19 protein-coding genes are annotated in these 24,553 nt (G+C 68.2%); 4 read left to right on the top strand and 15 right to left on the bottom strand.

Annotated elements, in window-relative coordinates:
- Positions 1 to 2: 2 nt before the first annotated feature.
- From AC3ANX_RS11735 to AC3ANX_RS11715, 5 genes are read right to left on the bottom strand one after another with little or no spacing between them, the layout of a single operon-like run.
- Positions 3 to 578 (bottom strand): DUF4136 domain-containing protein, encoded by a 576-nt coding sequence (locus AC3ANX_RS11735; RefSeq protein ID WP_488333463.1) that lies wholly within the window; start codon positions 576 to 578, stop codon positions 3 to 5.
- Positions 579 to 619: 41 nt separating this feature from the next.
- Positions 620 to 1,297 (bottom strand): 4'-phosphopantetheinyl transferase family protein, encoded by a 678-nt coding sequence (locus AC3ANX_RS11730; RefSeq protein ID WP_488333462.1) that lies wholly within the window; start codon positions 1,295 to 1,297, stop codon positions 620 to 622.
- A gap of 5 nt (positions 1,298 to 1,302) precedes the next feature.
- The gene (locus AC3ANX_RS11725) at positions 1,303 to 5,283 is read right to left on the bottom strand and encodes a non-ribosomal peptide synthetase (RefSeq protein WP_488333461.1); all 3,981 of its coding nucleotides are present in this window, start codon (positions 5,281 to 5,283) and stop codon (positions 1,303 to 1,305) included.
- A 2-nt stretch (positions 5,284 to 5,285) separates the two neighbouring features.
- Positions 5,286 to 6,506: a cytochrome P450 gene (locus AC3ANX_RS11720; RefSeq protein ID WP_488333460.1), complete on the bottom strand. Its 1,221-nt coding sequence runs from the start codon at positions 6,504 to 6,506 to the stop codon at positions 5,286 to 5,288.
- Entirely contained in the window at positions 6,506 to 8,167 is a 1,662-nt protein-coding gene (locus AC3ANX_RS11715) for a non-ribosomal peptide synthetase (protein WP_488333459.1), read from the bottom strand. The genes AC3ANX_RS11720 and AC3ANX_RS11715 overlap by 1 nt, the downstream gene beginning before the upstream one ends.
- Before the next feature lie 80 nt (positions 8,168 to 8,247).
- On the opposite strand from AC3ANX_RS11715, the gene AC3ANX_RS11710 reads away from it, so the two are divergent.
- A complete protein-coding gene (locus AC3ANX_RS11710; RefSeq protein ID WP_488333458.1) occupies positions 8,248 to 8,964 on the top strand; it encodes a DUF2141 domain-containing protein in 717 nt (238 codons plus the stop codon).
- Positions 8,961 to 11,552 carry a hopanoid transporter HpnN gene (gene hpnN, locus AC3ANX_RS11705; protein ID WP_488333457.1) on the top strand — a complete coding sequence of 864 codons (2,592 nt, stop codon included), beginning with the start codon at positions 8,961 to 8,963 and terminating at the stop codon, positions 11,550 to 11,552. Before AC3ANX_RS11710 ends, hpnN begins: the two co-directional genes overlap by 4 nt.
- A gap of 220 nt (positions 11,553 to 11,772) precedes the next feature.
- Here hpnN and AC3ANX_RS11700 read toward each other — a convergent pair whose 3' ends face one another.
- Both AC3ANX_RS11700 and AC3ANX_RS11695 read right to left on the bottom strand, forming a co-directional pair.
- Positions 11,773 to 12,867, bottom strand: coding sequence for an MlaA family lipoprotein (locus tag AC3ANX_RS11700; RefSeq protein ID WP_488333456.1), 1,095 nt, complete (start codon positions 12,865 to 12,867; stop codon positions 11,773 to 11,775).
- 5 nt (positions 12,868 to 12,872) lie between these two features.
- Positions 12,873 to 13,475: an ABC transporter substrate-binding protein gene (locus tag AC3ANX_RS11695; RefSeq protein WP_488333455.1), complete on the bottom strand. Its 603-nt coding sequence runs from the start codon at positions 13,473 to 13,475 to the stop codon at positions 12,873 to 12,875.
- 249 nt (positions 13,476 to 13,724) lie between these two features.
- Between AC3ANX_RS11695 and ispH the strand changes: the two genes are divergently transcribed.
- Together ispH and hpnH are read left to right on the top strand one after the other, a co-directional pair.
- On the top strand, positions 13,725 to 14,684 hold the full coding sequence (ispH, locus tag AC3ANX_RS11690) for a 4-hydroxy-3-methylbut-2-enyl diphosphate reductase (protein ID WP_488333454.1): 960 nt from the start codon (positions 13,725 to 13,727) through the stop codon (positions 14,682 to 14,684).
- A 10-nt stretch (positions 14,685 to 14,694) separates the two neighbouring features.
- Complete coding sequence (gene hpnH, locus AC3ANX_RS11685) at positions 14,695 to 15,840, top strand: adenosyl-hopene transferase HpnH (RefSeq protein WP_488333453.1); 1,146 nt, start codon at positions 14,695 to 14,697, stop codon at positions 15,838 to 15,840.
- A gap of 181 nt (positions 15,841 to 16,021) precedes the next feature.
- On the opposite strand, the gene AC3ANX_RS11680 is transcribed toward hpnH, so the two are convergent.
- The 8 genes from AC3ANX_RS11680 to hpnA all read right to left on the bottom strand — a co-directional run bounded on the left by AC3ANX_RS11680 (position 16,022) and on the right by hpnA (position 24,525).
- On the bottom strand, positions 16,022 to 16,642 hold the full coding sequence (locus AC3ANX_RS11680) for a hypothetical protein (protein WP_488333452.1): 621 nt from the start codon (positions 16,640 to 16,642) through the stop codon (positions 16,022 to 16,024).
- Positions 16,643 to 16,764: 122 nt separating this feature from the next.
- Positions 16,765 to 17,517 carry a phosphorylase family protein gene (locus AC3ANX_RS11675; protein ID WP_488333451.1) on the bottom strand — a complete coding sequence of 251 codons (753 nt, stop codon included), beginning with the start codon at positions 17,515 to 17,517 and terminating at the stop codon, positions 16,765 to 16,767.
- Complete coding sequence (gene shc, locus AC3ANX_RS11670) at positions 17,514 to 19,460, bottom strand: squalene--hopene cyclase (protein ID WP_488333450.1); 1,947 nt, start codon at positions 19,458 to 19,460, stop codon at positions 17,514 to 17,516. Before shc ends, AC3ANX_RS11675 begins: the two co-directional genes overlap by 4 nt.
- Before the next feature lie 8 nt (positions 19,461 to 19,468).
- On the bottom strand, positions 19,469 to 20,689 hold the full coding sequence (gene hpnE, locus AC3ANX_RS11665) for a hydroxysqualene dehydroxylase HpnE (protein WP_488333449.1): 1,221 nt from the start codon (positions 20,687 to 20,689) through the stop codon (positions 19,469 to 19,471).
- A gap of 29 nt (positions 20,690 to 20,718) precedes the next feature.
- Positions 20,719 to 21,558 (bottom strand): presqualene diphosphate synthase HpnD, encoded by an 840-nt coding sequence (gene hpnD / locus AC3ANX_RS11660; protein ID WP_488333448.1) that lies wholly within the window; start codon positions 21,556 to 21,558, stop codon positions 20,719 to 20,721.
- Entirely contained in the window at positions 21,555 to 22,409 is an 855-nt protein-coding gene (gene hpnC / locus AC3ANX_RS11655; RefSeq protein WP_488333447.1) for a squalene synthase HpnC, read from the bottom strand. Before hpnC ends, hpnD begins: the two co-directional genes overlap by 4 nt.
- Entirely contained in the window at positions 22,406 to 23,533 is a 1,128-nt protein-coding gene (locus tag AC3ANX_RS11650; RefSeq protein WP_488333446.1) for a glycosyltransferase, read from the bottom strand. The genes hpnC and AC3ANX_RS11650 overlap by 4 nt, the downstream gene beginning before the upstream one ends.
- Positions 23,530 to 24,525: a hopanoid-associated sugar epimerase gene (hpnA, locus tag AC3ANX_RS11645; RefSeq protein ID WP_488333445.1), complete on the bottom strand. Its 996-nt coding sequence runs from the start codon at positions 24,523 to 24,525 to the stop codon at positions 23,530 to 23,532. Before hpnA ends, AC3ANX_RS11650 begins: the two co-directional genes overlap by 4 nt.
- Positions 24,526 to 24,553 lie beyond the last annotated feature (28 nt).

Below are 24,553 nucleotides of genomic sequence, written 5' to 3'. Positions count from 1 at the left end.
GCTTACGGGACGGATACCGGCGCGTCGACCTGCTGGGGGAATTGCGCGAGGGCCGCATCCGCCAGCTTGACCGCAACCGCATCGGGTGCGCCCGCGCGCGTGCCGTCGACCTGCGCGGTGAGCGCGCTGCCGCTCCACACCGGCCGGTGATCGGCGCGCAACAGGATGGTGACGGTGAGTTGCGTGACGACGAGATCGCGCAACTGATCGTCCTTCCTCGGCAGGCGCACGCCGATGCCGAGACCCCAGTTTGCGATCCCCGCAGCCGGTGCGCTGCCCCGCGTGCCCGACGTGACGACCCCGCGATCCTTGCGCGTGACGGTGAAGGTCGCGACATAGCGGCTGTGGCTCGGCGCGGGGAGCGGGATGAAATCGGCGCGCAGGATCGCGGCCTGCACCGCATCGGTGAACGCGCGACTCGCGCCCGGCGGGACGGCGGAATCCCCGCCCTGTTCGATCGTGATGGTGCCGGGGGCAAGCGGCGCACCACCCGGCGCTGCGGACGCCAGCGCGGCGGCGATCATCGGAAAATACATCGTGTCACCCCCGCAGCGCGTGTGGCGGCGCGGTGCCGTCACGATCCGCCCCGGCGCCCCGCTCGAAACGGCGCGACCGGAAGCTAAACCGGCTTTAGACCGGGCCGTTCCCGAACGTGAAGCGCGATTTCTGTCGGCGCGCCGTCATCCGCCACCACCAGCGCGCCCGAGTACTCCTCCGGCAGCGCAAGTCCGGCGATGCGCCACCCGTCCGCGCCCGACAGCAGCCGCGCCTCGTGCGTGACCGACACCGCGAAGGCGTCGAGCGGGTAGGAGAGGCCCATGCCGATCGCCTTGACGAACGCTTCCTTGCGCGCCCAGCAATCGAAGAAGCCGCGCATCTGATCGTCGGGCGGGAGCACGTCGAGCGCGGCGCATTCATCGGCGCGGAACAGCCCGGCGGCAACATCGCGCCAGTCGAGACCGGGCTGGTGATGCTCGATATCGACGCCGACGTCGCGGTCGGACAGCGCGATCGCCCATAGCTCGTGCGAGTGCGAGGCGCTGAAGCAGAGGCCGCCGGCGAGCGCGGGCTTACCGTAGCCATTCTCGGTGTAAACGAGACGCTCCGGCGATGCTCCGATGGCCGCCGCCAGCGTCTGCCGCAGCCGCGCGCGGCGCACCACGAACCGCCGCCGATCGCGTGCGAAGGCGAAGCGCGCGGCGCGGGCGCGCTCCTCCGGCGACAGCAACGCCGCGAGCCGATCGACCTCGTCCGCCGCGACCTCGAGGCGGCCGATATGGACCTCGGCCGCCGCCACCCGCGTCAGGCGCCGCGCTGCGCCGCGGCTTCCGCGTTGGCGCGTGCGAGCCGCTCGCGCAGCAGGTCGGCGAAGACGTTGACGTTAGGTGCCTCCAGCATGGTGCGGTGGCCCCCGGGCACGATGTGCGCGTCGAACTGCCCACGCACCTGCGCCCGCCAGTCCTCGACGAAATCGAGCACGCCGGGATGATCGTCAGGCTGGAACAGGATCACGTCGCCATTATACGTCGGCGGCGTATAGTGGCTCGCCGAATGGTCGAGCGCGGACTGAACCTTGGGCTGCAACACCGCCTCGCGCCCACCCGCCAGCGCCGCCGCGTCGGACAGGCCGCGCAGGCGATCGACGAAATAATGCCAGCGCTTGCCGGGGCTTTGCGCGAACGTCTTGTCGAGATGGTATTTAAACTTGCTGAGGAAGAACCGCGCCGCGCCCACTTTGCGCGCGCGCACCGGGTGAAATGGGTGGGCGAGCATCAGCAGCCGCACTTCGTCGCCCGCCGCCTCAAGCTGCGTCGCGACCGCATAGGCGAGGATGCCCGAGGTACACCAGCCGCCGATCCGGTACGGCCCGCTCGGCTGGAGTTGCCGCAGCACCGCGATGACGAGATCGGCGGTCTTGCGGAAATCCTTGTCGGGCATCCCGCCCGCCGCCTCCAGCACGCCGGCGGTCGAGACGCCGTAGAACGGCTGGTCGCGGCCGAGCCGCTCGGCGAGCGGGCGGAACGTCGAGCCGCCATCCAGCCAGAAGATCGGCGGTTGCGTGCCATTGGGCTGGATCTTGGCGACGGCGGGGTTCTCGATCGCTTTGCCGCCGGCGATGATCTCAGCCATATCGGCGAGGCGCGGCGCCTGGAACAGCGCCGCCATCGGCAGCTTCACGCCGTAATCCTTGTCGATGCGGCGGATCAGCCGCGCGATCAGCAGCGAATGACCGCCGAGATCGAAGAAGTCGGCGTTGCGCGAGGTGACTTCGGCCTTGAGTACGTCACTCCAGATCGCGGCCAGTTTTTCCTGTGCGGGCGTTTCCAAGGGCGCATGGTCGGTGACGGACGCCTTGCCCGGCTCGGGCAGCGCGTGGCGATCGACCTTGCCGTTGGGTGTCTGCGGCAGTTCGTCGAGCACCATGAAGCGGGTCGGGATCATGTAGTCGGGCAGGGTGGCGGACAGGCGCTCGCGCCATTCCGCCACGTCGCCGGTGCCAACCAGATAGCCGCATAGCGCGCGCTCGCCGCTCGGGTCGGGCCATGCCTTCACCACCGCCGCCGAGACGCCGGGAAGCGCGGCGAGCGCACCCTCGACCTCCTCGATGGCGATGCGGAAGCCGCGGATCTTCTCCTCGTTATCGGTGCGGCCGAGGCATTCGAGCATCCCATCGGGCCGCCAGCGCGCGAGGTCGCCGGTCTTGTAGAGCCGCTCGCCCGCATGGTCGATGAACTTGGCTTGCGTAAGGTCTGGCCGCCCGCGATAGCCGATCGCGACGCCGCGTCCGCCGATGCACAACTCGCCGACCGCGCCGACCGGGCGATCGTTGCCGTTCTGGTCGAGGATGCGGATGGTCGTGTTGGCGATCGGCTTGCCGATGGTGATCGGGCCGTCCGCGACCCTGGCGACGGTCGACCAGATCGTCGTCTCGGTCGGGCCGTACATGTTCCACAAGGCGCCGACGCGCGGCAGCAGTTGATCGGCGAGTGCGCGCGGCAGCTTCTCGCCGCCGCACAGCGCGGTGAGATTGGGCGAGCCCTGCCAACCCGCCTCGATCAGTCCGCGCCAGGTGGCGGGGGTTGCTTGAAGAATGTCGGGCTTGAGCCGGGCGACGTCTTCGGCCAGCGCGATCATGTCGGTCGCGGTTTCGCGCGTGGCGAGGTGGACCTTGCCGCCGGTGACGAGCGGCAGCCAGATTTCCAGCTCGGCGATGTCGAACGACAGAGTCGTGATGGCGAGGATCGATTGGCGGGCTGCGAGGCCGAGGCTGTCCTCCATGCCGACGAGAAAGTTGACCAGCGCCGCGTGCGGGATTTCAACGCCCTTTGGCTTACCGGTCGAGCCTGACGTGTAGAGCACGTAAGCGGGCGCTTCGGGATCGATCGCCGGGGCCGTGAAGTCACGATGCGGCCAGTGTCGGTCGAGCCGTACCAGTGGCGCGGCATCCTGCGGCAGCGCGTGTTCGGTGCTGGGCTCGACGAGGATCAGCACCGGCTCGGCGCTCTCGACGATCATCGCCAGCCGCGCCTGCGGGAAGCCGGGATCGAGCGGCAGATACGCCGCGCCCGCCTTCACCACGCCGAGCATCGCCGCAATCATGTACGGCGTGCGTTCGAGCGAAAGCCCGACGAGCGCACCCGGCGTGACGCCGCGCGAAACCAGTTCGGCCGCGATCGCGTCCGAGCGGGCGGCGAGCTGCGCATAGGTCCAGCCTTCGCCGGCCTGTTCGATCACCACCGTATCCGGCTCGGCAGCAGCCTTGGCGGCGACCCAATCGACCACGCTCGCATAGGGCAGGTCGCGCGTCGTCTGGTTCCAGTCGGCGGCGAGTCGGTCCTGTTCCTGCGCCGCCAGCATCGGCAGACGGCCAAGCGGCGTCTCGGGATCGGCGGCGACGCCTTCGAGCAGGCGCACCCAGTGATCGGCCATGCGGCGGATCGTGGACGCGTCGAACAGTTCGCTCGAATAGAGGAAGCGCCCGGCCATGCCGCCCTCGGGCCGCTCGTCGAGTTCGAGGTAGAGGTCATATTTTGCCGCCCCGACCGTCACGTCCATTTGCGTCAGATCCCAGCCGGCGGGGAAGGGATCGACCGGCGGTTCGATCGAGAACAGGGTGTTGAACAGCGGGTGCGTGCCGGTGCCGCGCTTGATGTCGAGCGCGCGGACCAGCTTGTCGAACGGAATGTCACTCGCGCCGAGCGCACCGACCACGCTGCGCTTCACCTCGGCGAGATAGGCGCGGAACGGCGTGCCACCGAGCGGACGGCTGCGGATCGCCATCGTGTTGAGGAAGTAGCCCATCAGCGGCTGAAGCTCGGGCCGCCGCCGCGTGTCGGTGACGCCGCCGACGATGATGTCCTCGTCACCCGTATAGCGGAACAGCATCGCCTTGTAGCCGGCGAGCAGCACCGAATAGAGCGTCGCGTTTTCCGCACGGGCGATCTCCTTGAGGCGCTCCACCAGAGGCGTGTCGAGTTCGAACACCTCCATCGACCCGGCATGCGTCGGCAGCGCCGCGCGCGGGCGGTCGCCGACGACTTCGAGGCGTGGGATCGGCGCGGCAAGCTGCGTGCGCCAGAAATCGAGCTGGCGCTTGTATTCGTCGCCCTGCTCGCGGTCGGCCTGCCACACGGCGTAATCGGCATATTGCAACTGCGGCTCGGGCAGCGGCGAGGGCAGGCCGGCCTCGTAGGCATCGACCAGCGCGGCCAGTTCGGGCACCAGCGTCTTGTAGATCGACACGCCGTCGAAAATGACGTGGTGCAGCGTGAGGTAGAGCCGGTGTTCGACGTCGCTCAGCTTGACCACACGCGCGCGGAACAGCGGCGCCTTGTCGGGCGCAATCGGGGCGCGCGCATCCTCGGTGGCGAGGCGCACCGCCTCAGCCTCGCGCTGATCCTCGGGAAAATGGCTGATGTCGAGAATGGCGAGGTCGATATGCTCGGACGGGGCGACCTGCATCACGTAATCGCCGTCCACCTCGACGATCGCCGAGCGCCAGATCGCGTGGCGGCGCACCACCTCGGTCAGCGCGCGCTCCATCGCGGCATGATCGTAGCGGCCGAGCCGGTGGATCGTGATCGATTCGTTGTAGAGCGGCATCTCCGGCGCCATTTGCGCATGGAGCCACAACTGATTCTGCTCTGCGGTGAGCGGCACGGCGCGCGCAGGGTCGCGCGGGCGGATCGGCTCGGGCACATGCGCGGCATCGGCCGCCTTGCCGGCGAGCATTTTCGCGAGCAGGTCGCGACGCGCCTGCGCGGCGTCGATCTTGGCTGGCATGTTCATCCGAATGTCACCCGTAGTGCCTTGAGGCCGCGAAGGCCGAGGTTTTCGCGCCACGCGAGCTTTTGCTCAGGCAGCGCGAGGTTGGTCAGCCGGTCGAGCAGCAGGCGGAACGCAATCCGCCCCTCCATCCGCGCGAGCGGCGCGCCGAAACAGAAATGCGCCGCCCAGCCGAACGCCATGTGGCGGTTGTCCTTGCGCTCGAAATCTAGGGCGTCGGAATTTGGGAAGCGTTCGGGATCGCGGTTGGCGGCGGCCATCACGGCCATGACCGGCTGGCCCTTCTTGATGAGCTTGCCGCCCATCAGCGTATCCTCGGTGGCGATGCGCGAGGTGTGCTGCGACGGGCTTTCGTAGCGCAGCAGTTCCTCGATCGCGCTGTCCATGATCTCGGGGCGGTCGCGCAGTTCGGCGAGCTTGTCGGGCTGGCGCAGCAAGGTCAGCAGGCCGCATCCGATCAGGTTGGTGGTGGTTTCCTGGCCCCCCACCATCGTGACGATGGCGTTGGCGATCACCTCTTCCTCGGTCAGCTTCTGGCCGTCGATCTCGGCCTCGACCAGCGACTTGACCAGCCCGTCCTTGAGGCTGCCCGAGTGGATGGCGTGCTGGAAATAGGCGATCATGTCGGCGGTGCTTTTCAGCACCTGCGCGATCCCGTCGGGGTTGTGCGAGAAGTTGCCCAGCATCTGCGCGTAATCGGCGGACCAGCGCTTGAGCTGGAGGTGATCCTCCTCGGGCACGCCCATCAGGTGCGCGAACACGATCGAGGGGAACGGCTCGGCGAAATCGGCCATCACGTCCATCTCGCCCTTGGCGAGCGCGGCGTCGATCAGCCGGTTGGCGACCGAGAAGACGCGCTCCTCCAGCGCCTCGACCCGGCGCGGCGTGAACGCGGTCGAGCAGAGTTTGCGAAGGATCGTGTGGTTGGGCGGATCGAGGAACAGCATCTGCTTGACCATCACCGCTGCGATCGGCTCGATCGAGCCGAGGCCGAGCGAGCGCATCAGGTCGGGCGAGGGGGTGCGATCGGCGGAGAACTTGTGCAGCACGGCGTGAACGTCGCTGTAGCGCGTCACCGCCCAGCTATGCAGATACGGATCCCAATAGACCGGATCCTCGCGCTGCAACCGCGCATAGAGCGGATACGGATCGGCGAGTACGGCCGGGTCGAGCAGCCGGAACAGGCTGAGCGACGGATCGGAGACGGGGCGGGTCGCCATTATGCCGACAGCCTTGCGATCTCGTCGTCGCTCATCGCCTCGATCTTGGCGAAGATCAGCGTCTCGACCACTTCGGAGAGCTTGGCGACGGTCGCCGCCTCGAACAGGTGGAACAGCGACAGGTCGATGCCGAAGGCGTCGCGTGCGCGGATGATGACCTGCGTGCCGAGCAGCGAGTGGCCGCCGAGCAGGAAGAAATCGTCGTCCACGCCGAAATCGCGGTGGCCGAGCACGGTGCTGACGATCTCGAACAGCCGCTCCTCGGTCGGCGTCGCGGGCGCGCGGCCGCCAGCGCTCTCGGCCAGCGCGACCGTGGCGGGATCGGGCAAAGCGCGCACGTCGATCTTGCCGTTCGGCGTGAGCGGCATCGCGTCGAGCCGGGCGAAATGCGCGGGCACCATATAATCGGGCAGCGTCTCGCCGAGCGCGGCGCGAAGCGCGCCCGCCGTGGTGTCGGCGTTCAGCGTGACATAGGCGACCAGTTCGCCCTCGCGCACCAGCACATGGGCGGCGGCGATGTCGGGCAGGCGGTGCAGCGCGGCGGCGACCTCAGCCGGCTCGATGCGGTGGCCGCGCACCTTCACCTGACCGTCGACGCGACCGAGGAAGGCGTATTCGCCGCTCTCGAGCCGCAGCGCGAGATCGCCGGTGCGGTAGAGCCGACCATAATGCGAGTGCTCGACGAAGCGTGCCTCGGTCATCACCGCGTCGCCGCGATAGCCGCGCGCGACCTGCGCACCGCCGATGCAGACCTCGCCGGGCGCGCCTGCTATCACATCGTCGCCGCCCGGATCGAGCAGGTGGATCGTCGTGCCCGCGATCGCAGTGCCGATCGAGGGCAGGCCCTCGCCCTCGGGCGACACCACGCCCGAGGTGGCGACGACGGTGCATTCGGTCGGGCCGTAATTGTTGACGAAGCTGAACGGCTGACCGGGCTTGGGCCGCACCGTCAACTTGTCCGCGCCGGTGAGCAGCACGCGAAGCGCCGCATCGGCGGGCCAGTCCATTCCGACCAGCGGCTCGGCAAGCGCGGTCGGCGCGAAGGCGACCTCGACGCGCTCGGCGAGCAGCCAGTCGCGCAAGGCGGCCGGATCGAGCCGCACCGCATCGTCGGCGAGGCACAAAGTGCCGCCCGCCGCGAGGGTCGGCCACACTTCCCACGCCGCCGCATCGAAACCCAATCCGGCAAGGTGCGCCGAACGCGTGCCGGTGCCGACCGCAAACGCGCCGAGGTGCCAGTCAACCAGCGCGGCAAGATTGTCGTGCCCGACCTCGACCGCCTTGGGCTCGCCGGTCGAACCCGAGGTGAAGATGACATAGGCGAGATCGCCGGCAGCGACGGGTTCGAACGCCGCCGCCGCATCGGGCGCGACCGTGCCGATCGCAGATCCGCGCGGCGCGATCACGGCCGCACAGCCGGCGCGCTCCACGAACGCGGCGAGTCGCGCCTCGGGCCAGGCGGGGTCGAGCGGGAGATACGCCGCGCCTGCGTACCAGGCGGCGAGCAGGGCGACGATCTGCTCGGCAGAGCGCGGCAGGCACACCGCCACCGTCGCGCCCGGCGTGACGCCCTCAGCGGCGAGCGCCCCGGCCAGTGCGGTCGCGCGCGCGTCGAGGTCGGCGTAGCTCAGCCTTCCTGCCGCCGACTCGATCGCAACCATGGCGCGAGCATCGCGCGCGAAATCACGGACTCGCAGGCTGATAGGGTGCGACACAGTCGTCGTCGCTGTCAGGTTGCGCATTGGTATCTCCCCAGGTTGGGCACACCAAACCAAAAAAAGGTGAGTTAACCCTTAAGGTCTCGCTGCTTTGCGGAACCGCGCCGACAGATGCGGACACGGAAACGGAGCTTTTCCGCGCGTCGCGGCCAGATCGGACAAAAAAGCTGGACCGGATCGGCCGCGACGATACACGGCGCGTTCATCGCCGGGGGGCCAAAGGCGCGCGCCTCATTGCGCAAGGTGGAACGGAAGCTGACGTGACTTCGGGTTTGGCAATCGCACGCGCGGGCGGCGCGGCGTTGATGATGGTGGCTTTGGCGGCAGCGCCGGTGTTCGCGCGCGGTACGGCGGCGGGTACGGGCACGCTGCGGGTCGAGATCGGCAACGTCCGTACCGCGCACGGGCGCGTTCATATCGACGTTTGCACCGAAGCGCAGTTTCTCAAGGATTGCCCACTTTCTGCCACCGCGCCCGCGCAGTTCGGCACGACGGTGGTGACGCTGAACGGCCTGCCGGCGGGCCGCTATGCGGTTCAGGCTTTTCTCGATGAGAATGGCAACGGCAAGCTCGATCGGGCGTTGTTCGGCGTTCCCAAGGAAGGCGTTGGCTTTTCGAACGATGCGCGGATCAAGCTGGCTCCGCCGAAATGGAGCGATGCGATGTTCGACACGACCGGCGCCGACCAGACGATCAAGTTCAGCCTGCGATACTTTATCGGCGGCGACGCAAAGCGTTGATCGCGACGCTGATCCTGCGGCTGGTCTCGGCCAGCGTGCGGCGGCCGGTGCTCGCCGCGCTGGCGTGCCTGGTGCTGACCGGGCTTGCGCTCGCTTATGCAGCGGGCGGTTTCTCGATGACGACCGATACGGCCGCGCTGATCTCGCCCAAGGTGGCGTGGCGGCAGAACGAGAAGGCGGTCGACGCCGCCTTCCCGAACCTGACCGACGTGCTGCTGGTGATCGTCGACGGCAAGACGCCCGAACTCGCCGAGGCTGGCGCGGCGAAGCTGAGCGCGGCGCTTGCGGCGGACGGCACGCATTTCCGCCGGGTGCAGCGGCCGGACGGTGGGCCGTATTTCGCCAAGGAAGGGCTGATGTTCGGCTCGGTCGCCGAGGTGAAGGGCGCGACCGATTCGCTCATCAAGGCGCAGCCGCTGCTGGGGCCGCTCGCGCGCGATCCGTCGCTGCGCGGCATCGCCGGCGCCTTCTCGACCGCGCTGACCGGCGTGGAGCAGGGCGCGGCCAAGCTCGCCGATTTCGATACGCCGATGCGCACGCTCGGGGGTGCGCTCGACCGGACGCTCGCCGGCAAGCCCGCCTATTTTTCGTGGCAGGACATGATGGGCGGCACGCCCGCGCCGCGCCGCCGCCTGATCCTCGCGCAGCCCAAGCTCGATTACGGCTCGCTCCAGCCGGGAGAGGATGCGGTCGCCGCGATCGAAGCGCAGGCCGCCAAACTCGGGCTCGACACCGCGCACGGCGTGAGCGTGCGCACCACCGGCGAAGTGCCGCTGTCCGACGAGGAGTTCGCCTCGCTCGAGGAGAATATCGGCCTCGTCGGCATCATCATGGCGGTGGCGATGCTGGTGACGCTCTGGCTGGCGACGCGGTCGGTGAAGATCGTCGCCGCAATCGTCGTCACGATCATCGCCGGGCTGGTCATCACCACCGCGGCGGGGTTGCTCGCGGTGCACACGCTCAACCTGATCTCGGTCGCGTTCATTCCGCTGTTCGTCGGACTCGGGGTCGATTTCGGCATCCAGATGAGCGTGCGCTTCAATGCCGAACGGCTCGACGGGCATGACACGCCCGAGTCGCTGCGCCGCGCCGCCACCGCGCTCGCCGCCCCGCTCGCGTTGGCGGCGGGGGCGGTGTTCCTCGGCTTCGGCGCGTTCCTGCCGACCGATTATATCGGCATCTCCGAACTCGGCATCATCGCTGGCATCGGCATGATCATCGCACTGCTGCTCGCGATCACGCTGTTGCCCGCGCTGCTGACCTTGCTGCGGCCCGGCACCCCTCGCGGTGAAGTCGGGTTCCGCGAGGCGGCGCCGGTCGATCGCTGGCTGCACACGCATCGCAAGAGCGTGCTGTGGGCGTTCGCGATCTCGATGCTGGTCAGCATCGCGCTGCTGCCGTTCGTGCGGTTCGACTTCAACCCGCTCCACCTGCGCAACCCGAACGGCCCGGCGATGCGCGCGCTCGCCGATCTGATGCACGATCCGCTGCGAACGCCCAACACGATCAACCTGCTCGCGCCTAACGCGGATGCGGCCAAGGCGCTGACCGCCAAGCTGTCCAAGCTGCCCGAGGTCGCGGAGGCGGTGACGGTGGACGGGTTCGTGCCCGACGATCAGCCGCAGAAGCTCGCCGCGATCCAGGACGCGTCGCTGCTGCTCGATCCGACGATCAACCCGTTCGACCTGGCGCCCGCACCATCGGACGCGGAGAATGTCGCCGCGCTGAACGCCACCGCCGCGCAATTGCGCAAGGTGGCGGGCACGGCGGTCGATTCGCCCGCGAAGGATGCGCGGCATCTCGCCGATCTGTTCGCGAAGCTGGCGGGCGGCCCCGCGCCCGTCCGCGCGCGGGCGAGCGATGTGCTGGTGACGCCGCTCGGTGTCATGCTCGATCAGGTCCGCGCGCTGCTTCAGGCCGAGCCGGTGACGCGCGCGACGCTGCCACCCGAGATCGCGGGCAATTGGGTGGCGAAGGACGGTCGCGCGCTGATCCAGGTGTTCCCGCGCGGCGACAGCAACGACAATGCGGTGCTGCGCCGCTTCACGCGAGCCGTGCGCGCGGTCGCGCCGAGCGCGTCGGGGCTGCCGGTCGCGACGCAGGAGGCGGCGGGCACGATCGCCTTCGCGTTCATCGAGGCGGGCGTGCTCGCGCTAGTGCTGGTCAGCGGGTTGCTGTTCGTGGTGTTGCGAGATGCTCGCGAAGTGGCGTTCACGCTCGCGCCGGTGGTGTTGTCGGGCTTCCTGACGCTGGGCAGTTGCGTGCTGATTGGGCAACCAATCAACTTCGCCAACATCATTGCCTTTCCGCTGCTGTTCGGCGTGGGCGTGGCGTTCCACATCTATTTCGTGATGGCGTGGCGGGCGGGGGCGACCGACCTGCTGCAATCGAGCCTCGCGCGCGCGGTGCTGTTCAGCGCGCTCGCCACCGGCAGCGCGTTCGGCAGCCTGTGGCTGTCGCACCATCCCGGCACGGCGAGCATGGGCAAGATCCTGATGATCTCGCTCGCGTGGACATTGGTGTGCGCGCTGATCTTCGAGCCGGCGTTGCTCGGGCCGCCGCGCAAGACGGAGCCGGCGCGCAGTTAGCTTAGCGCCGTTGGTGTCGAGTGCTTTGGCCTCGAGACACCTGCACTCCGGGGTTGTCCCTCGACTTCGCTCGGGACGAACGGGGCTCAGGCTGCGTGCGAGCTGCCGTCCATCCGTGCTGAGCGAAGTCGAACCACGCATCTGAGGCGCGCGCCCTTCGGCTGGCCGGCAAGCCAGCCGGTCAGGACAGGCTTCGACTTCGGCTCAGGGCGAACGGGATTCAGGGGTGAGCAGGCGCGGGCGCAGCGGCCGGATCGGCCAGCGGATCGCTCAACTCGGGCGCGGGCTGCGCCGCGCCACTCTGCGGCTGAGTCGAGGGCGATGCCAAGCCCTGCGTCCCCGGCGCTGCGGCGGGGGCGGCCGGATCGGTCAGCGGATCCTGCATCGCCGGCGACGGCGTCGCGCCAGCAGCGGGCGCGGCCGGGTCGGTGAGCGGGTCGCTCAGTTCGGGCGATCTCGCCCCGGCCGAGCCGCCCGCCGGATCGGCGAGCGGATCCTCAAGCGGGTTGGCGCTAGCGCCGTCGCCGTGGCGCAGCGCATAGACTTCGGACGCGCGCGTCTGGAGGAACGCCGAGCGCAACGTCGCATAGGGATCGACCGCACCGCCGAGCAGCGCCTTGAGGTCGCCATCGGCCTCCGCACGCGTGTCGAGCCCGACCAGCACCCCTTGCGGGATCTGATACTCCGCGCGGTCGAACGGAAAGCCGATCGCCAGCGGCAGCACCGCCGCGTCGACCGGCGCGGTGGCGATGTCGCGGAAGTCGGTCGGGCCGATGAAGGGCAGGAACAGATAGGGCCCCGGCCCAACGCCATAGCGGCCAAGCGTGTTGCCGAACCCATTGCTATGATGCGGCAAGTCGAACCCCTTGGTCTTGGCGACATCGACCAGCCCGCCGACGCCGAACGTCGTGTTGACCGCGAACCGCGCCACCGTCCGCACCGCGCGTTTGGGCTTCAGCTGGAGCACGTCGTTCACGAACACGATCGGCTCGCCGATGTTGGAGAACACGTGGCGGATGCCGCCCCGCACGATCTTCGGGACCACCGCCTTGTACGCCATCGCCACCGGGCGGAAGAAGATGCGATCGAAAAACTGGTGGATCGAGAACAGCTTGCGGTTAAGCCCTTCGAGCGGATCGCCCTTGAAGTGTGCTGCGCGCGCATGCTTCGTCACAGGCGATGCCGCCGCCGGCGACAGCGGCTTGGGCGCGAGCACGCCCGCCGGCGGCGCGGCCGGCTGCTGCGCCGTCGCCACCATCGGCGTCATCAACGATGCCGCGAGCGCGAAACCGCTCGCCCCCCCCAAACGCCCCATGCCGATCAGTTGGCCGCTTTTGCGGAAAGCTGATCGAGATGCGCCACCAGCGCCTTCGCGCCACCCTTGGCGAGTGCGCTCGCGAAATCCGAACGCCGCGTCGCGAGTTGACTGACCGAATTCTGGTAATAGACGTCGATGATCTTCCAGTGCCCGCCGCTTTGCCGCAAGCGATAGGCGATCGCGGTGGCGTCGCCCTTGGGCGCGGCGAGCGTGGTGCGCACCAGTTTATCGGTGCCGCGCGTCTCGACCTGTGGCGCGATCTTGAAGCTCTCGCCCGACCAGCCGTCGAAATTACCGGCATATTGCGCGACCGTCAGCTTGCGGATCGCAGCGACCAAGGCAGTCTGATCGGCGGGCGCGGTCGTCGTCCACGCCGGGCCGACCGACAGCCGCGTCATCAGCGGAATGTCGAACGCGCGGTCCACCACCGGGCCGATCTTCGCGGCGCGGCCGGCGGTGCCGAGGGCCTTGCCGCCCTTCATGATCGCCAGCAGCCCCTCGTCGAGCGCCTGGATCGGCGCGACCGCCGGATCGGCGGTCTGGGCAGCGGCGGGCGCCGCGAGCAGGATCGCCGCCATGCCGAGAAGGCGGTTCGGAACGCGCATGGGGTACTCCATCATGATCGGGGACAAGGTAGGTACGGTGCGGGCCGATACCAATGCGGATCGCTTAGCACAAACCGCTGACGCGTGGCTGAACGGCCACATCGCGCGGGATCGAAACGGAGCTGCCCTTTTTCCGCTTCAATTTTGCACGAGAGGTCCACATATGAAGCGACCAAACGGAGGCGGCGACGTGCGGTTCCAGACCGCGCACGCGCCGCGCATGACGATCGATACGGAAAGGACGTCGCCTTGCGGGTAATCTTGGCGAACCCGCGCGGGTTCTGCGCGGGCGTGGTGCGGGCGATCGAGATCGTCGAGCGCGCGATCGAGCGGTACGGCGCGCCGATCTACGTGCGGCATGAGATCGTGCATAACAAGCACGTGGTCGACACGCTGCGCCGCAAGGGCGCGGTGTTCGTCGAGGAACTGTCGGAAGTGCCGGCGGGCGCGATGACAGTGTTCAGCGCGCACGGCGTCGCCCGCACCGTCGAGGAGGAGGCTGCGGCGCGTGGGCTTCCCGTGCTCGATGCGACCTGTCCGCTCGTCACCAAGGTGCACCTGCAAGGCCGCCGCTACGCCAAATCGGGCCGAACGCTGGTGCTGATCGGGCATGAAGGCCATGCCGAGGTGGTCGGCACGGTCGGCCAGGTCGATGCGCCGGTCCATCTCGTCTCCTCGGCAGCGGCCGTGGCCGACCTCGATCTGCCCGACGATGCCGAGATCGCCTATATCACCCAGACGACCTTGAGCGTGGACGATACCCGCTCGATTATCGCGGCGCTGAAGGCGCGCTTCCGCAACCTGATCGGCCCCGACGTGTCGGAAATCTGCTACGCCACGCAGAACCGCCAGACCGCGGTGCGCGATCTGTCGCGCGTGGTCGATCTGCTGCTGGTGGTCGGCGCGGAGAACAGCTCCAATTCGAGCCGGCTGCGCGATCTCGGCACCGACGAGGGGCTGCCGAGTTATCTCGTCGCCGATGGCAGCGCGGTCGATCCGGCGTGGTTCGACGGGATCGAGACGATCGGCCTCACCGCCGGCGCGTCGGCCCCCGACGAACTGGTCGATGATGTCATCGCAGCTTTGCGTCGGCTCGGCCCGGTCGAGGTCAGCCAGCTCGACGGAATCGAAGAGACACTGGAATTTGCCCTGCCGCGTGAGCTAAGAGAGCCGATGACCGCCGCCAGCCGCCCCGCGATGGCGAACTAGGACACGATATATGAGTCTTCCGCTTCCCGCGCTCGCCCGCATCGGCAGCTACACGCTGCGCAAACATATCAGCGGCGGCAAATACCCGCTCGTGCTGATGCTGGAGCCGCTGCTGCGCTGCAACCTCGCTTGCCCGGGCTGCGGCAAGATCGACTATCCGGACGCGATCCTCAACCAGCGGCTGAGCTACGATCAGTGCATGGAAGCGATCGACGAATGCGGCGCCCCTGCCGTGTCGATCGCGGGCGGTGAGCCGTTGCTCCACCGTGATATGCCGCGCATCGTCGAAGGCTATATCGCCAAGAAGAAGTTCGTGATCCTGTGCACGAACGCGCTGCTGCTCAAGAAGAAGATCAACGACTACAAGCCGTCGAACTACTTCACCTGGTCGATCCACCTCGATGGCGACAAGGGCATGCATGACCACGCGGTCGATCAGGACGGCACCTATGAGGTCGCGGTCGAGGCGATTGAGCTCGCCAAGTCGAAGGGCTTCCGCGTCCAGGTCAACTGCACCGTGTTCGATGGCGCGGACCCGGCGCGGCTCGCGACGTTCTTCGACGAGATGGAGAAGCGCGGCGTCGAGATCACGCTGTCGCCGGGCTATTCGTACGAGCGCGCCGCCGATCAGGAGCATTTCCTCACGCGCGAGCGGACCAAGACCTTCTTCCGCGATGTGTTCCGTCGCGGCGACGGCGGCAAGGCGTGGACCTTCACCAACTCGCCGCTGTTCCTCGATTTCCTCGCCGGCAACCGTTCCTACGAGTGCACGCCGTGGTCGATGCCGCTGCGCACCGTGTTCGGCTGGCAGAAGCCCTGCTACCTGGTCGGCGAAGGCTATGTGCAGACCTTCTCGGAGCTGATGGAGGGCACCGACTGGGATCAGTACGGCGTCGGCAAGTACGAGAAATGCTCGAACTGCATGGTCCATTGCGGGTTCGAGGGCACGGCGGCGAGCGAGTCGATCCGCAACCCGCTCGCGATGTTCAACGTCGGCCGCAAGGGCATCCGCACCGAAGGCCCGATGGCGCCCGACATCGACCTGTCGCGTGCACGGCCTGCGGAGGACGTGCACTCGAGCCATGTCGAGCGCGAACTGGCGAAGATCAAGGCGGCCGATCCCGACGGTTACAAGCGGACGCAGCGCGCGGCTTGAGGGCTGCGCGCCGCTTGCGGGTCGGGCGGAGTTGGGGCACGGTCGTCGGCGTACGTATGGCGGTCGGTCGTGCCTCGCGGTATGGCCGGCGCCGGTCGTCCGGTTGTTAGCCCGTCCGGACTCTGAACCAGAAACGCCGCGCATGTGAGTTCTCGTCGACTCACGAGGCGCGCGAACCGCGCTAGGCTTCGATTTGACCGAGGATCAGGTGGCGCTCCGCTTCGGTGCACGCATAGGCGAACGTATTGGAGCTACCCGAACTCAGATTACCGATCACCGGACTACTCCCGGAAACACGAAGATCGAACTTGCGGTTGTTGAGGCGGTTGATGCGGTCCCAAAGATCCTGAGGGGTTCGGGCCTGCCCGCCGTCCTGGCGTTCTTGCCACGAACCGGTCTGCATCAAGGACATGGCGTCCGGCCACCAGGCAATGATGATCTTCATATCGCGTTTGCGATCGGCGACGCGGATCAACATGTCCATTTCGCGCCAACACCATTTTGACGTCAGCCAAGGTTTGGTAATCAGCAGGACCATGGTTCTGCAACTGACCATTGCCGCTTCGTAATAGCTGTCCCAATGGCGGTTCGCCATCATGTTCTTGTCGGAGCGCGGGTCGTAGGTGTAGCGCGTCTCTGTATCCGAGCGCAGCGACTCTGCATCAAGATAGCAAAACGCAGGATCACCCTGCGGATCTCTCAAGAACTTTTTGTAAACATCGAGCCGAAGTTGCATGGCGAGTTCGAAGCCGCCATCCACTGCCCCGAAACTCATCAGAACTCGAGTGGTGTCCGTCAGCATAGTCGATGTCCCTATGATGGCTTTCGGAATATCGGTTTGGCACGCTCGCCAATGCACAACAAGTCGGGGCGGCGGATCAACGCCTTAGAAGCGACATGCGTCTCGCCTGTGACGCATGGCGCTTAATTTGGCTGGGTAAGGTCGTTCAGGGAGCGCCAGGCATGTTCCAGCGCCGTGAACGCCCGACTCGCGTCGCGGCCGGTACGGATCAACGCAGTTAGCTGGCCGGGTCGGCGAGCAAGCGAGGCCAGCACAGCGCCGAGCGCCATGCCGCCATCGGGCTTCATTCCGACGAGGGCGGCAGGGGGCAGGACATGGTCGACACCATCGGAGATCGTGCGCAGGATCGCGAAAGGCAGCCCGTGGCGCTCGGCAACGCGCGCGGCAATGTGCGATTCCATATCGACCGCGAGAGCGCCGGTGGCGGCGCGAAGTGCGCGCTTCTGTTCGAGCGTGGCGGCGATGGTGTCGCTGCCGGCGATCGTGCCCTCGTGCGCGTGCGGCAGTCTGCCGCGCAACATCTCCAGCAACGCCGATCCCCGGCGAAGGCCGGGGTCCAGTTTTGGAGGTGGTGCCGGTGAAGCGTTGCGCTCGACTGACAAATGCTCCGTAGCTGGGCCCCGGCCTTCGCCGGGGATCAGGTTAGCGGATGTGGCAAGCGTGCCGATCACCACGTCGCCCGGCTTCAACGCCGGGTCGAGCGCACCCGCTATACCTGCTGACAACACAGCGGAGATTGTCGGAAAGCATTCCAACGCGGTTTCAAGTTGTGTTTGCAATCCGGCCGCATCACCACCGCCAGCCACCGCCACCACATCAGGCCTTGCGAAAATTCGGGCCTCGCGCGTCAGCCCGCAGGCGACGAGCAAGGTCACATCCCGACCGCCACCCGCCGGTCGTTCGAGCGTTTCAGGTTGCGATAGCGCGCCAGCGCCCACAGCGGGAAATATTTGGGATAGCCGTGATAGCGCAGGTAGAACACGCGCGGGAAGCCGCCACCGGTATACATCTCCTGACCCCACAGCCCGTCGGCCTCCTGCGTCTCCGCCAAATGCCGCACGCCGCGTTCCACCGCCGGATCGTCGACGTCGCCCGCCGCCATCAGCGCGAGCAGCGCCCAGCCGGTCTGCGATGCGGTCGAGGGGGCGGGGGTGTGGCCCTTGTAGGCGAGGTCGTAGCTGTCGCAATCCTCGCCCCAGCCGCCGTCCGCATTCTGGATCGCGACCAGCCACGCGACCGCCTTGCGCACCATCGGCGATTCGGGCGGAACACCTGCCGCGTTCAGCGCGCACAGCACCGACCAAGTGCCGTAGATGTAATTCACCCCCCAGCGCCCGAACCAGCTACCGTCCGGCATCTGCTCGCGTTCGAGGAAGCCCAGAGCCTCCTTCATGCGCGGCGTATCGAGCGGCTCGCCCAATTGCGCGAGCATCGACACCACCCGCGCCGACACGTCGCTGGTGGCCGGATCGAGCAGCGCGCCGTGATCGGCAAAGGGGATGTTGTTGAGGTAATGATGGTGGTTGTCGGCGTCGAACGCGCCCCAGCCGCCGCCTTTGCTCTGCAAGCCGACTGTCCATTCGACCGCGCGCTCGACCGCCTCGCTATAGTCCGCGCCCGAGCGGGGTGCGGCGCGGTCCATCGCCATCACCACCACGGCGGTATCGTCGAGATCGGGGTAATGCGCGTTGTTATACTGGAACGCCCAGCCGCCCGGCCGCACGTCGGGCCGCTGCTCGGCCCAGTCGCCCTTCACGTCGAGCACCTGGAGCGGCCGCAACCATTCGAGCGCGGCATCGGCGCGGCGCTCGTTGTCCGCGCCGCCCGCCTCAAGCATCGCGTGCGCGGCGAGCGCGGTGTCCCACACGGGCGAGACGCAGGGCTGGCAATAGGCCTCGTCGTCCTTCACCACGAGCAGGTTCTCGACCGATTGCCGCGCGATCGCGCGGTGCGGATGATCTTCCGGGTAGCCGAGGCAATCGAACATCATCACGCTGTTCGCCATGGCCGGATAGATCGCGCCGAGCCCGTCCTCGCCATTGAGCCGCTCGACCGTGAAGTCGATACACGCCTGGATCGCGCGTGCGCGCGTGCGCTTGGGCCACAGACCGTCCGCCGCTTTCAGAACGACGTCGAGGCCGTTGAAAACCGTGGTCCACACGCGCTTGGTGTCGGCGGCCTTGCTCTCGGGCGGCTTGGCCTTGCCGGTGTAGAGTTCGTCGACCTTGATCCCGAGCGGATTGCGCGCGACCGGCTGCTTCGCCGCCAGCACCAGCAGCGGCACGATCACCGTGCGCGCCCAGTACGACATTTTCGACAGATGCACCGGGAACCAGCGCGGCAGCAGGATCAGCTCGACGGGCAGGGTAGGCACCGCCTTCCACGGCCCGGCATCGAACAGCGCAAGCTGAATGCGGGTGAAGACGTTCGCCGCCTCCGCGCCGCCCGCCGCGAGGATCGCGCGGCGCGCGGCCGCCATGTGCGGCGCGTCCACATCGTCGCCGATCATTTTCAGCGCGTAATAGGCCTTCACGCTCGCGCTGACGTCGAACGCGCCGCCGTGGAACAGCGGCCAGCCGTGGTGCGCGCCCTGAATCCGGCGCAGGTAGCGGCCGATCTTCGCCTCCAGCTCAAGCGCGCGCGGTTCGCCGAGATAGTGGCGCAGCAGCACATATTCGGCCGGAATGGTCGCGTCCGCCTCGAGTTCAAACACCCAATGCCCGTCCGGCTTCTGTGCGGCGGCGAGCGCCTGTGCGGCACGGTTGGCGGCGGCATCGGCGAGGGTGACGAGATCGGGTTTGTCTAAAACGGTAGCCATGCGCGAGCCTATACCAGCCGGGCGTCCGCCGCCAACCGCGCGGCAGTCGCGCCCGAGCGCAAAGCGCCCTCGATCGTCGCGGGCAGGCCGGTCTGCGTCCAGTCGCCGGCGAGGATCAGGTTGCGCCAGCGCGTCCTGGCTGGCGGCCGGCGGCGCTCCTGCGCGGGGGTAGCGGCGAAGGTGGCGCGCTTCTCCTTGACGATCTGCCAGCGCGGCAGTTCAGGCGGAAGGTTGTGGATCGCAGCGATATCCGCCCAGAAGGCGGCGGCAAGCGCTGCGCGATCGGTGTCGATCATGTGATCGGCGGCGCTGACCGTCACCGACAGACGATCGTCAAAGGCGAAGATCCACTCGGCCGCGCCGCCGATCACACCGACCATCGGCGCGGTGCCGGCGGGGGGCACGTAGGCGAAGTGCGCGTTGACGATGGCGCGGTAATCGTCGGGCACGACGAGATCGGGTACGAGGTTCTCGGCGATCCACGGCGGCACCGCGAGGACGATGGTCTCGTCAGGGGCGACCGGCTCCGCGCCGCCGCCGAAATCGAGCGCTGTTACCCGGTCGCCCTCGAAGCGCAACGCACGCAGCCGTTTGCCGAGCGTCACCTTCGCACCGTTGCGCGCCAGCCAGTCGGTAGCGGGATCGACGAAGGCGGCGGCGAGCGTCGGCTCTGCGATGCGCGGGCACATCGCGCGGCCACCACGCCCCAGCGTCTGGTTGATGATGGCGGCGGTGAGCGTCGCGTCGCCGTCTGCCGCGGCGGTGTTGAGCGCGGCGAGCAGCACGGGTTCGAGCAGCCGCTCCCACAGCACGCCATCGGTCCTGATCCGGTCGGAAACGGTCTGGCCGGGCTTGCCCGACAGCAGCGCGCCGAGCCGCAGATAATCGCGCGCCTTCGTGCCCGGCACGCGGCGTGCGGGGGAGAAGATCCACCACGGCAGCCGCCCCGCACTCGGGCGGAACGTCCAGCGTTCGCCGCTGCGACGATCCGCGAAGGCGAACTCGGCCTGATCCGGCCCGGCGAGCCGCCCGCGCGCACCGATCGTGCCGAGATAGTGCGCGACCGCCTGATTGCCCGACAGGACGAGGTGGTTGCCGTTGTCGATCACGCGGCCAAGCTGCGGATCGTGATAGCTGCGGCAGCGCCCACCCGCCTGCGCCGCGCCGTCCGCCACCGCCACGGCGAAGCCCGCGCGCGTCAGTTCGACCGCCGCGGACAGCCCGGCCATCCCGGCCCCGATCACACGCGCGGTCCGCGTCAACGGAACAGCCACAGCCTCAGCGCGGTGAGGATCAGCGCCGGCTTGTTGGTGCGGATGCGCGTCCGCGGGGGCGTCCAGCCGACCTTCTCCATGCGCGACAGGATCGGTGCATAGACCGCCGCCATCAGCCGTGGCGCGATCAGGTGGCCGCGCGGGCGGCGCGCGAGGATCGCGTTGGCCTCGGCATAATGTTGCTGCGCGATTGCGGCGAGCGGGCGGCAGGCGGCGTCGATGCGGAAATCGTTCACCACCTGCATGGGCGTGGTGAAGGGAATGCCGGCGGCGGTGATGTGCTCGCCCGCCAGATAGACGCGGCCGATCGCGGCATCCTCGTCGATATCGCGCAGGATGTTGGTGAATTGCAGCGCCCGGCCGAGATGGTGCGACAATGCCACGCCGGTCGCGCGCTCCATCCCGAAGATGTTGACCGACAGTCGCCCCACCGCCGACGCCACGCGGTCGCAATAGAGGTCGAGCGTCTCGAACGGCACCCAGCGCACGTCGGCGTCGACGTCCATCGCCATGCCGTCGATCACGGCGAGGAAATCCTCTTTTTGCAGATCGAAGCGCCGCACCGCATCCGCCACCAGCGCTGCCTGACCGGGGTCGCGGCCGGCGTAGAGCGCCTCGATATCGTGCCGCCACGCATCGAGCGCTACCGCCCGGCCGGCGCGGTCGCCCTGCTGATCGTCGGCGATGTCGTCAACCGCGCGGCAGAAGGCATAGACGGCATACATCGCCTCGCGCTCGGCCTTGGGCAGCACGCGCATGCCGGCGTAGAAGCTGCTGCCCGAGACTTGGGCTTGCAGCGAGGCGGGAGTGGCTTTCGGGTTCATGCGCGCCCCATCCAATAGCCGAGCGCCGCGCCCCCGGCGAGCCGTGCCGCCTCGACCTTGCTGTGGTGGACGCGTTCGCACAGCGGATCGCGTTTCTTCACGCGCCGTGTGAGATCCTCGGCAAGACGCTGGATGATCGCCACCTCCATGCCCAGCCGGCGATCGCGGATGCCGCGCGCGAACGGGGCAGACTTGGCGAGCAGCTCCAGCGTCTTGTTGCCGAGATCGATGATCGTGCCGTGCAGCGCCGGTGTCGAGACGTCGAGCCCGAGATCCTCGATCCGCGCGCCCCGCTTCGACAGCGCGGCGAGCGGCACATAGACGCGGCCGATCGCGCGGTAGTCCTTGCCGCAATCCTGCAAGTGGTTGATGACCTGCAAGGCTGCACACAACGCATCGTTGGCGGGCCACAGCGCACGATCCTCGCCGTGGACATCGAGCACGTAGCGGCCGACCGGCATCGCCGAATAGCGGCAATAGTCGATCAGATCGTCCCACGTCTGATAACGGTCGACCGTGCAGTCGCGCTCGAACGCGGTGAGCAGGTCGAGCGCGTGGACGGGGTCGAGCCGGTGCGCCGCCATGACGTCGCGCAGCGTCCGCGAATGGGCGTCGGCGTCGCTGGTGCCGGCGACCGTTGCGCGCATCGCGTGGAGCAGCGACAGCTTCTCGTCGGCGCTGGCGGCGGCGTTGTCAGCGACGTCGTCGGCCGCCCGGGCGAAGCGGTAGAACGCCATGATCGGCGCGCGATGCTGCTTCTTCAGCAGCACCGAGGCGACCGGAAAATTCTCGTCCTTATGCCCCTTGCCCGAGGCGAGAGCGCTGGTTTGATTTTTGGGGGGTGCGTTCATGCGTGGAGATCCGCCTGTGCGCGGCCCTTCCACATGCCGCCACGCCCGCGCGCGTGCTGCCATGCCGACAGCAGGGTGCAGGCCGCGTAGAAGGTCGCGATCCCCGGCAGCGCCAGCCCCCATGCGGGCGAGCGGCGGTAGAAGCGCAGCATCGGTTGAAACAGAACGGCCATCACGATCCAAGCGGTTAACCCGAGCGCCTGCGCATAGCCGCGCGCGAACACGGCAAGCAATGGCGGCGCGAGATAGGTGAGCGCGAGCCCCAAGGTGGTGCCGGCGAGCAACAGCGGCGAATAGCGAAGCTGCGCATAGGCCGAGCGCGAGATCATCGCCGCGACCGACTCGGTGGTGTCATACACGCGGATGCTGCGCGCGCGGTCGGTCAGGCCGAGCCAGATGTCGCCGTGGCGCTTCATCAGCGCGCCGAACGCGCAATCGTCGATCAGTGCGCCGCGTACCGCCGCGATGCCGCCCGCCGCCTCCAGCGCGCGGCGCTCGACCAGCATCACGCCGCCGGCCGCACCACCCAGACCACGCCCACGCCGGTTCACGGTGCGGAATGGGTAGAGCATCTCGAAGAACCACACGAACGCCGGGATCAGCGCACGCTCCGCGAGGCTGACGCAGCGCAGCCGCGCCATCAGCGAGACGAGCACGCGGTTGTCGCCCGTGGCCCGCGCGACGAGGCTGCGCAACGTATCGGGCGCATGTGCGATATCGGCGTCGGTGAGGAGCAGATAGTCCGCATCGCCTGCGGCAGCGATGCCCTGCGACACCGCCCACAATTTGCCGGTCCAGTCGGACGCGAGCGGCGCACCGGGGAGGATGGTGAGCCGTCCCGGCCGGGTCGCGGCGGCGCGGGCGATGTTGGCGGTGTTGTCACTGCTGCCGTCATCGACCAGCACGATGCGGAAATCGCCGGGGTAATCCTGCGTGACGAGGCTGCCGATCGACTGCGCGATCACCTCCGCCTCGTCGCGCGCGGGCACCACCGCGACGACGCTCGGCCACCGCGCCGGTTCGGGCAGCGGCAGGCTGTCACGCTCGCGCGACAGCCAGAACCCGTCGCGGCCCAGCGCGATTCCCAGCCAGATCGCCACCGTCAGAGCGCCAAGCCAGATCACCGCAGCATCCCGCCCGAGCGGAACCAGTCGATCGCATCGCGCAGCGCCTCGACATGCGGCCGCGCCCGGTAGCCGAGTTCGCCTTCCGCCTTCGCGCTGGAATAATACATGGCGTGGCCGGCCATCTTGAGCGAATCGATGGTCAGGAACGGCTCCTTGCCGGTCAGGCGCGCGAGTTGCTCGTTCGCCCATGCCAGCGGATACAGCGGGCCACGCGGCAGCGCCACGGTCGGAGCTTTGCGTCCGACCAGCACGGCGATCTCGCCCAGCATGCTCCCAAGCGACACGTCCTGCCCGCCAAGGATATAGCGTTCGCCGGTGCGACCCTTCGCCATCGCGAGCAGATGCCCCTCCGCCACGTCGTCGACATGGACGAGGTTGAGCCCGCTATCGACATAGGCCGGCATCTTGCCCGACGCCGCCTCGACGATGATCCGCCCGGTCGGGGTCGGGCGCACGTCACGCGGGCCGATCGGCGTGGAGGGGTTGACGATCACCACCGGCAGCCCCTCGGCCGCCATGCGCTCGACCAGCCGCTCGGCGACGACCTTGCTGCGCTTGTACGCGCCCACCGCCTGTTCGGGCGTGGCCGGGCGCGTTTCGTCGGAGGGGCGGGCCGGGTCGGGCAGCAGGGTGGCGACGCTGCTGGTATAGACGATCCGCTCGACGTCCGCATCGCGCGCCGCTTCCATCACGTTTTGCGTGCTGGCGAGATTGTTGCGGACGATCTCCTCGGGGTCGGGCGCCCAGATGCGGTAATCGGCGGCGACGTGATACAGGTGGCGCACGCCCGCCATCGCGCGGTGCATCGCGGCGGCGTCGCGGGCGTCGCCTTCGACCAGTTCCCCCGGGAAATCGACGAGGTTGGCGCGCGGGCTGCTCGCGCGGACGAGGCCGCGCACATTGCGCCCCTCGGCCGCGAGCCGCCGCGCCACCGCCGAGCCGACGAACCCCGAAACGCCGGTGACGAGAACCAGATCGCTGCTGTCCATCCGCGCCCCTTTACCGAAAGTCGTGGCG

Source organism: Sphingomonas sp. BRN-1R (genome assembly GCF_057748035.1).
Note: the sequence above shows the minus strand (reverse complement) of the source record. Positions and strands in the feature narration are given on the sequence as shown.